A 10,440-nucleotide genomic window follows, 5' to 3' on the forward strand; every position below is an offset into this window, starting at 1 on the left:
TATAGCGGTAGTACCGCAAGTATCTGTCAGCCATCATGCTCAAAGACAGAGTCATAAGCAGTTAAAATATCTACGTTGGCACCTCATTAGCATGTTGCTTTTCTTTAGTAAACATCGGGGTGACTTCCCGCCGACCTCAAAATAAAAATCACAAACTAAGCATTTACCTTTCTCATTAAGTGGAAACAAGGAACAAATATGGTGACTGACAGCACTCTTCAATGTTTTAAAGCCTACGACATAAGAGGCAAATTGGGGGATGAGCTTAACCCAGATGTCGCTTATCGAATTGGACATGCTTATGCCAAACATCTCAAGGCAAAAAAAGTTGTTGTTGGCGGTGATATCAGACATACCAGTGAACCATTAAAACTGGCTTTGGCTCAAGGATTGATGAATGCCGGGGCAGAGGTAGTGGATATCGGCATGGTGGGGACAGAAGAGATTTATTTCGCTTCATTTTATCTGGATGTTGATGGTGGGATAGAGGTAACGGCCAGTCATAATCCCATGGACTACAATGGTATGAAGCTAATAGGTCGTGGTGCTTTACCTATCAGCGGTGACAGTGGTTTGAACGATATTCGGGAATTGGCTGAGCACACGCAATCCCCGTTTACTTCGTCCCAACCAGCTGCATCCAACTCGGCAAATATGTCTGAGGCATCTGCTACTGAAAATAATGTTTTCAGTGGCACTGATAATGCTCATAAATACAGTCAGCTGTCTATTCTTGAACCCTATGTTCAACATTTAATGACCTATATCGATTCGAATAATTTCACGCCACTTAAACTGGTAGTGAATGCCGGCAACGGTGCTGCTGGACATGTGATTGATGCGATTGAAGCTCAATTTAAATCAGCTAATGTGCCTGTCGAGTTTATAAAAGTACATCACAAAGCTGATGGCGACTTTCCCAATGGTATCCCCAATCCCTTATTACCCGAAAACCGTGCAGCAACAGCCGATGCTGTCATCGCCAATAAAGCAGATATGGGCATTGCCTGGGATGGGGATTTTGATCGGTGTTTTCTGTTTGATGAAAATGGCCGCTTTATCGAAGGGTATTACATTGTCGGCTTATTGGCTGAAGCGTTTTTGCTCAAATCACCCGGCGAAAAAATCATTCATGATCCACGATTGACTTGGAACACCATCGATCAAGTTGAAGCGGCGGGTGGTAAACCTATCCAATCCAAAACGGGCCATGCCTTTATTAAAGAACGGATGCGTCTGGAAAATGCAGTTTATGGTGGTGAAATGAGTGCCCATCATTATTTCCGGGACTTTGCTTATTGTGATAGCGGCATGATTCCTTGGTTGCTGGTTGCTGAGTTAATCAGCGTAGCAGGTAAGCCTTTATCTGAGCTGGTTAATGAGCGTATGGCGAAATACCCATGCAGTGGTGAAATCAATTATCGGGTAGCAGATGTCAGTGCTGTCCTCGATAAAATTCTGAAACATTTTGCGGTTGAAAGCCCTGTTATTGATAGAACTGACGGCATCAGTCTGGAATTTGAACAATGGCGGTTTAACTTACGCTCATCTAATACCGAACCACTACTGCGTCTGAATGTTGAAACTCGGGCTGATGAAGTATTAATGAAAGCTAAAGTGGCCGAAATAGAACAGATAATCCAGAGCTGATGAGAGTTCTTGTAACTGGTGCGACGGGATTTGTTGGTAAAGCTTTAGTGACCGAATTAGTTGCTGATCATCACCATGTGGTTGCAGCATTACGAAAACAATCCACTGAATTACCGATGGAAGTGGAGCAAAAACTGATTGGTGATTTAAGCCTACTAGGTGGGCCAACTACGATCATTGATACATTTGATAATATTGAAGTCGTTATCCATACAGCAGCACGTGTCCATATCATGAAAGATGATGCGGCTGATCCCTTAGATGAGTTTCGGAAAGTAAACGTAGAGGGCACTGTACAACTTGCTCAGCAGGCGGCCAAGGCCGGAGTGAGACGTTTCATTTTTTTGAGTTCGATTAAAGTAAACGGTGAATCAACAGATAATCGATCGCCTTTTAGGGAGACGGATGAACCTGCACCTGAAGATGCTTATGGTCTATCAAAACTTGAAGCAGAGCAGGCTTTATTTGAGGTAGCGCGGTCGACATCGATGGAGGTTGTGATTATTCGGCCACCCCTTATATATGGTCCAGGTGTTAAAGCCAACTTTGCCAGTATGATGAAAATTATTAAGAAAGGCCTACCGTTGCCCTTTGGTTCTGTTTCTAATCAAAAATCCATATTGGCCATTGATAATCTGAATAATTTTATAAAATGTTGCATGGTACATCCTGCTGCTGCAAATCAGGTTTTTCTGATCGCTGATGGCAAGGACGTATCAACAACGGAACTACTACAAAAAATTGCAAAAGCTTTTCAACGGTCATCAAGACTAATCCCAATGCCCATGTCATTGATGACGGTTTTTGCCAAACTTATAGGTAAGCAAAATATTGCAGATCGTTTGCTGGGAAATCTGCAAGTGGATATCAGTAAAGCACGGCATCTGATAGGTTGGAAGCCTGTCATATCGCTGGAACAACAACTTAACAAAATGGTTGAGTTGGATAGAAACTCAACACAATAATATTAAAACGAGAAATTCATGACCCGATTCATTATCCGCTTATTGGATATTATCTTTTCAATTATGGGATTGTTAATTGGTTTACCAATATTATGTGTTCTACTTATTATCGGTTGGTTTGATACTGGCTCACCTATCTTTCGTCAGCAACGGGTAGGACGTTATCAAAAACCTTTCACTCTGGTGAAATTTCGCACAATGAAAAAAGACACAGCCCATGTTGCCAGTCATCTGGCGAGCGCTTCTTCGATAACGCCCTTTGGCCGCTTTATTCGCCGAACCAAGCTGGATGAATTGCCGCAATTATGGAATGTGCTTAAAGGAGAAATGAGCATTGTAGGGCCGAGACCATGCCTGTTAAATCAGCATGAATTAATCGATGAGCGACATGCACGAGGTGTTTTTGACATTAGACCGGGCATTACCGGACTCGCACAATTGAATAATATTGACATGTCCACTCCTGCACTGTTAGCAAAAACAGATGCGGAAATGATCAAGAAACTCACCATTCTGGATTATCTTCACTACCTTTTTCAGACAGTTATAGGGAAGGGGACTGGTGACCGGGTGCAGTGATACATAAAATAAGTTGTTATGACTTTCCCCACTAATATTTGCTATTATATGAATATATAAATAGGCGTTGAAGTGTTTAGACGCCATCATTAATTAACATCCTTTGTCCTGTATTCGGAGTCACAGATACCCGTAAGGCTTCTGGTGTCAGATAATGATGCTCATGGTCTAAAATTATAAAAGTCACAAAATGCCAGTATTAATTATTTTAAAGGATAGGCCATATACATTCACATGCTTGTCTTCAGCATCAATATTTCTTGTCAATGATTGACTTTCAGTACACTGCGGTTCCTTCCGAGAGCCCAACAACACCTCACAAAATAGCTGTTCTAATGTGCACTTATAATGGAGCAGCGCATTTAGCCGAGCAAAAAGATTCCATTGATGCTCAAGGTTTGAATAATATTGACATTTGGGTATCTGATGATGGCTCATCGGATAACACAATAGAGATCCTTAAAAAGTACCAAGCTTACTGTAATAAGGGCAGGTTCGAAGTTTTACAAGGCCCCCAAAGAGGTTTTTGTAAAAATTTTTTATCACTGGTTTATGACCCCCGTATAGATGCAGATTTTTATGCTTTTTCTGATCAGGATGATGTCTGGGAACCCGACAAACTAACGCGAGCCCTTGGCTTTTTAAAAACGCATTCTGACGAACCGGCACTATATTGTTCCAGAACTACCTTGATTGCCGAGTGCGGTAAATACTTGAATCGAAAGTCCCCCCTGTTCTCCAGACCTCCATCTTTTGCAAATGCATTGGTACAGAATATTGCGGGGGGCAATACTATGGTTCTGAACAAAAAAGCACATGAGCTGTTATGTATGGCAGGTAAGCAGAAGATTGTAAGTCATGATTGGTGGGCCTATCTTCTTGTGACTGGTGCTGGAGGATGTGTCTTTTACGACAAAGTTCCATCGGTAAAATACCGTCAGCATGATCACAATGAAATTGGCGCTAATATGGGCTTCTTAGCGAAATTAAAACGTTTAATTTTTTTAATTAAAGGCAGCTTTTCAGATTGGAATACATTACATATCCAGAGCTTAGGCAGTATAGAGGAATTATTGCATCCCCAAAGCCAGAAAACCTTGATTGAATTTACTCAGGCCAGAAACTCAGGCCTAATAAAACGTTTTATTATATTGAAAAAAAGCAGATTGTACCGCCAAACTCCCGAAGGCAATATAGCATTATGGATGGCTGCAATTTTAAAAAAGATTTAAGAGTACAAATAATGACCATATGTGAAAGGCGACGCCAGCTTAATGAGGTGCGGTTTGAGCAGTAACGAGATATGGATACCTGAAGGCTTTGCACATTTGAGCGATATATTGATTTTTTGTACAAAACGACAGCTTATTACAATAAATAAAGCGAAAGAAGCATTATTTGGAATGAGACTGATATCAACATTGCAACCTTAAGATATATTCTCCACGTTTATAAACTGAAGACTCGGGCTCTCCGATTCTTGAAATTGCAGAGGTTTTTGAGTGAATGACAGCCGATCATTAAAACAGAAAAACGAAACTCTAACCAAAAGAGTGCAAACTCGGTACGGCGAAATGGTTGTGTTTTCAGAAAATGATCTCATCTCCGAATCACTCATACAGTACGGAGAGTGGGCGCAATATGAGTTAGACATTTTTTCAATTTTTATTAATGAAGGGGACACTGTAGTTGATGTTGGAGGCTACATAGGCACACATGCCCGTGCGTTTTCAACTTTTGTTGGTCAGCAAGGAGCGGTATATACGTTTGAGCCTAACGAGACAACATTTTATCTACTGTTGAAAAATGTTGAATACGCAAAAATTGATAATATCAATGCTTTCAACTATGCATTAGGTGACCTTAAATCATCCAATGCTGTCATTATTGATGATGCTAAAAATCATGGTGCTAGTTCAGTAAGTCTTAACTCTGAGGCCGACATCAGCTCTAAATCTGCAGTTGCTATAAAAAAATTAGATGAACATGAAGGTATAAGAAAAGTTGATTTTATCAAAATTGATGTTGAGGGTATGGAGTTAAGCGTTATTAATGGCGCTGAATTATTGATTGAACAATCACGCCCCGTGATTTTTACAGAAGTTAATTCTGTTAATTGTTCTACGCCTATCCTCTCTTGGGCAAAACAAAATGGATATAAAATCTTCGGCTTGTTAACAGAAGCTTATAACCATAAAAATTATAAACAGCACCGTGAAAATATATTTGGTATAGCGAAAGAAACAGGTTTTCTATTACTACCTGATGAACAGATTGAGGGGTATAAGTTTGTTTTAAGAGATCTTCGCTTACCTGTTATTGAAAATAATGACGATATAGTGCTTTTACTTTTGCACAAGCCACAGTACCCATATGAAGTATTGGCCAATAGCACATCAGTTAAAGCTCTTGGATTAGGCTACCAAAGCCAACTATCGCAAAGTTATGAGCATGTTCTTTTTGAGAAAGAAACCGAGAATGCTGAACTGCGAATAGCTTTAGAAACACAGGCTGAAGCATTGAAGGAAAAAGACAAGGTCATCCTTGCAGGAAGACAACTGATCTTTTTGATTCAGGGCTCTTTATCATGGAGACTAACAAAACCGCTCAGAGCCCTAAGAGTGCTACAGAAACATGGAATTTCTGGCTTTAGACAAGCTTTGATAAGTAGAAAATTTGCTAATATACAGTGGCAAATAAAGAAAACTCAGCCCGTTTTCGATAGTGAATACTACCTGAGACATTATCCGGATGTAGCTGAATCTGGGGTTAATCCTATCGAACACTATCTGCGTTTCGGTTGGAAAGAAAACCGTAGACCAAACCCAAGATTTGATAGTAAACACTATTTCAGGACTCATCCAGGTGTTGCAGAAGCAAATATATGTCCTTTACTGCACTGCGCGGTATATGGACAAAAGGAAAAACGACAAAAAAACGGTAAGCAACAATGGCGATTAATTGAGCGAAAACCGATTGATATTACAACAACTAACATTACCATTATACTACCAGTTTATCGTGATGTTGAACTGACAGCCGCGTGTATAGACTCCGCATTACCAGATATTATCGCGTTGGGTGCTAGCTTGATTATAATCAATGACAAGAGTCCAGATGTCGGTATGCAGAGCATGCTTGACGAGAAACAACAAGCGAATCCTCAGACGATCAAGTTGATCAAGAATGTGCAAAATCTCGGATTTGTCGCATCGGTTAACAAGGGGCTCGACTCCTCACCGGATGCTGATGTTGTATTGCTCAATAGTGATGTGATTGTAGGGGAAAAGTGGCTGGAGCGGCTCAGAAACGAGGCATATTCAGCAGAAGGTATCGGGACTGTTACCCCACTATCTAATAACACGACGATCTCAGCATTTCCTAATTTTCTGGAAGAAAATGCTTTGCCGTTTGGTTTCAGCATTGATGAAATCCACCAGTCATTCATGCAGTCGACTTTGCCTAACCTAATCGCTCCTACAGGGATAGGCTTTTGTATGTATATACGCAGAGACTGTATTAATGAAGTGGGTAAGCTTGACGAAGAAACTTTCGGCCGCGGCTATGGTGAAGAAAATGATTTCTGTCAACGCGCTATTAAAAAAGGCTGGCTAAATATTTTGACCCCCAATCTCTATGCTTACCATGAAGGTGGTGTTAGTTTTGGTGCTGATAAGCAGGAATTAATAAATAATGCATTACAAAAGATCGATGCCATTCATCCCAATTACCATACTGATGTCCGATCTTTCATTGAGGTGGACCTGCTAAAACCCGCTCGGGTGTTCCGGTTAATTGAATTAATGAGGAGGAGCCCAAAACCGATCATCATGCATGTAAGCCATGGCTTGGGCGGAGGTGTAGTTCAGCATATCCGGGAACTTGACGAATTTATTTCCAGAGATGTTATTTCGATCATGCTGATCCCTATACCTGATACGAACAAGGTTAAGTTGAGATTAGGCTGTCAGGAAAGGGATAACGAAATAGTATTTGATCTGGATAATGAGACGCCAGCGTTTTTAACCATCATTAAAAGTATTCCACTTTCATGTATTCATTATCACCATATAATGTATGTGACAGAACAGGTGTTGAAGCTTGCTCGTGATTTAGATATTCCGTATCAATTTACAGTGCATGATTATTATTTATTGAACGGCAATCCTACCCTGACAAATGAAGAGTTTATTTACCCAGGTAAATATAGTGATGATTTGCAGAATCCATTATACCCTTTGCCATGTGATGTTACGGCAGCTGACTGGCGTGCCAGATATAACGACTTTTGGAAAAATGCTGAAAGAGTAATTTTCCCATCCCGAGCAACACAAGAATTTTTTGAAGGCTATTATCCGTTAGATAAATCTATTGTTGTTTGGCATCCGGAAGCCATAAGAAACATGCAGGCTTCTGAAAGAGCGATTGAACAAAAAAACAAATACCGGATTGGGGTTCTGGGAGCTTTAAGCAGAGAAAAAGGGGCAGACTTTCTTGAAGAAATAGCAACGTTAGCTAAGAAAAATAAAATGCCATATGAGTTTGTTTTGATAGGCTATGCATACAGGAAACTGAGTAACATTACCACAACCGGAGAGTACCAAGAGGAGCAACTCTCAAAGCTGATTGAGGAGCAGAACCTAGACATAATTTTCTTCCCTGCTAGATGGCCCGAAACATATAGCTATACTCTAAGTTACGCCATTCATTCCGGAAAACCTATTATTGCTCCACGTTTGGGTGTTTTTGGTGAACGTTTATTACTGAGAAAAAGTTCATGGCTTTATGAATATCCTTCTGATGCAGAAAAGCTGCTGAAAATTATTATTTTTTGTGAGTCTCATCATTTCCAACGGCCCAGCTCTTGCTCTAATTTAGAGAAAACAAATGACGAATATCCATCACAAGAGTATTACTCCAGCTTTTACCAGAGTCATTTAAAGACGGCTTCTAAAGTTATCCCTAGTTCGCTATTTAACCTCTTGTCGGAGAATAAAAGAAATAATCCTGAGTTAGGAGAACCATTCTTTTATCGGCATGCTCGTAATATTTATTATCATCCAAAATTGCGATGGCTTAGAATATGTATTCCTGTAACTCTTGCTATAAAATTCAAGAAATTTCTATTTCTATCGAAAATTGCCTAATTGAAATTTGTAAAAACTAAAGGAAATTGATTTGAAACCGTTTTTTATTTTAGGTGCCCCTCGTTCTGGTACAACTTTATTAAGAGATATTTTTAAGCAAATAGATGGGTTATATTCTCCCGAAGAAACTCATTTTTTTCGTTGGGGAGCTCCTTTCAGATCAAATGATTATAAAAGTCATTATAGAAATAATAAAATACTTCTTCATCATAGAAAATTGGACGGGATTGAGGACGATAAATTTGAACAGTTATTGAAACAATCTGCAACAAGAGCAGAATTAACTAATCTCTACTGTGAAGCTGTAATGAAAAAAAAAGGTGCGAGCCTGTGGTTTGAAAAGACTCCTCAAAATGTTTATGGGTTGCCACTGATAATAGAGCAATTTCCTGAAGCTAAAATTGTTCATATTGTCAGACACCCGTTATCAGTGATTAAAAGCTTGCTGGTTGGGAAAGTCATAAAAACTGATAACTTATATGCAGCAATTAATTATTGGCTTGAGGCAGTATCGATAATTAAGGTTATGAAACCTGTGATGGGGGAAATGCTTGTAGAGCTTAAGTATGAGATGCTCCAAACTGAGCCAGATGCATCGATGGCTTTATTAAACAAAGCATTGTTTCCTGAAGTTAATGCCGAGTTTGATTTAAAGCATATTCAGAATAAAGTTACTATTCCTTATGATTACTTCACTAACGAAGAAATTGATATCGTTGAAAGTATTTGTGCTAAATATGCGGCCATTTATGACTATAAGATTGTTTGATTATGTTATCTGAACTTTCTAGCGGTAGGGAAAATAACCTATCATTAATGAGATTAGTTGGGGCGCTGTTTGTTTTATTAGGACATAGTTTTATACTCATAAGTGGACCCGGGGGAGAAGAGGATCCAATTAGTGAGCTAATACGACCGTATATGGCTTTCAACATGGGATTACCTGGGATTGGTGTTTCAATGTTTTTTGTCATCAGTGGCTTTCTTGTAACTAAAAGTTTCTTATCGCACAAAAATTTGCTCACTTATCTTGAAGCTAGAATACTTCGGATTGTTCCAGCTCTTTTTGTGGCTGTATTATTTTGTGTATTTATAGTTGGGTTGTATTTTACCCATCTTGAAACTGATAGATACTTAACGGCCCCTAGTACTTGGAGTTATCTTTTAAAAAATGCCAGTCTATTAGAAACTCAATTTCGATTACCCGGCGTTTTTACTGAAAACCGATGGCCAGGTATTAATGGTTCCCTATGGACTTTGCCTATTGAGTTCAGGCTTTATTTATACGTGGCTATGTTTGGTATTTTAGGTTTTCTACGTAGTAGAGTTATTTTTAACTCTATTGTATTCCTCCTTATAGTTATGTATGCAGCTTTTCCATTAGATTTTCCTCTATTAATTCAAAGCCAACATGCGAGATTAGTAATCTTCTTTATCATAGGTGCATTCATGCTAATCAATGCATCAAAAATTCAGCTCAACTTTTCCATATTGGGAGTATTTATCTGCATAACTGCCATAAATTATGGTTCTGCATGGTTTGATCTAGTTTTTTCTATTACTTTTTCTTATTTAATATTGCTGATTGCGTATCACCCTTTATTGAAGATGCATAATATCGAACGTTATGGGGATTATTCATATGGGATGTATATTTACGCTTTCCCGGTTCAACAGTCCGTTATTGCGTTGAAAGCCGATGTAAATGTTTATGAGCTGAACTTACTTTCATTTCCAGTAATTGCATTTCTATCTTTTTTATCTTGGCATTTAATTGAAAAGAAATCGCTACGACTGAAAGGTTTGTTCTCTCAAGTTTCCCTTTCTTTTTATATGTCAAAATTAAAATTACTTCTTAATAAGACAAATACAGTTGATCTTTAACGATCTTAGAGGCTTATTCCTAGCAGATATTGTAATGAAAGTAATCACTGAAATCCTTCAATAACAGTAAATAGAGAACATTAGTTGTACAGCAACCATAGGCTTCCAATGTCAGGTTGTGTAGTTGCCCCCGCTAAAACGGACAGTCCTAACTTGCCACTTTGAGAGCGCGATACTCCCTCGGTGACATCATTTTCAATCCGCTATGCGGATGA

7 protein-coding genes are annotated in these 10,440 nt (G+C 39.1%); all 7 read left to right on the top strand.

The features are described from left to right. The first annotated feature begins 198 nt into the window (after positions 1-198). The 7 genes from LGT40_RS01325 (at position 199) to LGT40_RS01355 (ending at position 10,225) form a co-directional block, all read left to right on the top strand. Positions 199-1,650, top strand: coding sequence for a phosphohexomutase domain-containing protein (locus LGT40_RS01325; protein ID WP_226071107.1), 1,452 nt, complete (start codon positions 199-201; stop codon positions 1,648-1,650). Then, positions 1,650-2,615, top strand: coding sequence for a UDP-glucose 4-epimerase family protein (locus LGT40_RS01330; RefSeq protein ID WP_226071106.1), 966 nt, complete (start codon positions 1,650-1,652; stop codon positions 2,613-2,615). The genes LGT40_RS01325 and LGT40_RS01330 overlap by 1 nt, the downstream gene beginning before the upstream one ends. An 18-nt stretch (positions 2,616-2,633) precedes the next feature. Further along, entirely contained in the window at positions 2,634-3,194 is a 561-nt protein-coding gene (locus tag LGT40_RS01335) for a sugar transferase (RefSeq protein ID WP_226071105.1), read from the top strand. A gap of 266 nt (positions 3,195-3,460) precedes the next feature. After that, complete coding sequence (locus tag LGT40_RS01340) at positions 3,461-4,426, top strand: glycosyltransferase family 2 protein (protein ID WP_226071247.1); 966 nt, start codon at positions 3,461-3,463, stop codon at positions 4,424-4,426. 270 nt (positions 4,427-4,696) lie between these two features. Further along, a complete protein-coding gene (locus LGT40_RS01345) occupies positions 4,697-8,341 on the top strand; it encodes an FkbM family methyltransferase (protein ID WP_226071104.1) in 3,645 nt (1,214 codons plus the stop codon). A 31-nt stretch (positions 8,342-8,372) separates the two neighbouring features. Continuing rightward, positions 8,373-9,110 carry a sulfotransferase family protein gene (locus tag LGT40_RS01350; RefSeq protein WP_226071103.1) on the top strand — a complete coding sequence of 246 codons (738 nt, stop codon included), beginning with the start codon at positions 8,373-8,375 and terminating at the stop codon, positions 9,108-9,110. A gap of 2 nt (positions 9,111-9,112) precedes the next feature. Beyond that, positions 9,113-10,225 (top strand): acyltransferase family protein, encoded by a 1,113-nt coding sequence (locus LGT40_RS01355; RefSeq protein WP_226071102.1) that lies wholly within the window; start codon positions 9,113-9,115, stop codon positions 10,223-10,225. Positions 10,226-10,440 lie beyond the last annotated feature (215 nt).

Source organism: Methylophaga pinxianii (assembly GCF_020447225.1).
Taxonomy (GTDB): Bacteria; Pseudomonadota; Gammaproteobacteria; order Nitrosococcales; family Methylophagaceae; genus Methylophaga; species Methylophaga pinxianii.

Excerpts from the sequence above, each read along its gene's own strand:
- LGT40_RS01325 (WP_226071107.1), top strand. The coding sequence starts at position 199 with ATGGTGACTGACAGCACTCTTCAATGTTTTAAAGCCTACGACATAAGA.
- LGT40_RS01330 (WP_226071106.1), top strand. The coding sequence starts at position 1,650 with ATGAGAGTTCTTGTAACTGGTGCGACGGGATTTGTTGGTAAAGCTTTA.
- LGT40_RS01335 (WP_226071105.1), top strand. The coding sequence starts at position 2,634 with ATGACCCGATTCATTATCCGCTTATTGGATATTATCTTTTCAATTATG.
- LGT40_RS01340 (WP_226071247.1), top strand. The coding sequence starts at position 3,461 with ATGATTGACTTTCAGTACACTGCGGTTCCTTCCGAGAGCCCAACAACA.
- LGT40_RS01355 (WP_226071102.1), top strand. The coding sequence starts at position 9,113 with ATGTTATCTGAACTTTCTAGCGGTAGGGAAAATAACCTATCATTAATG.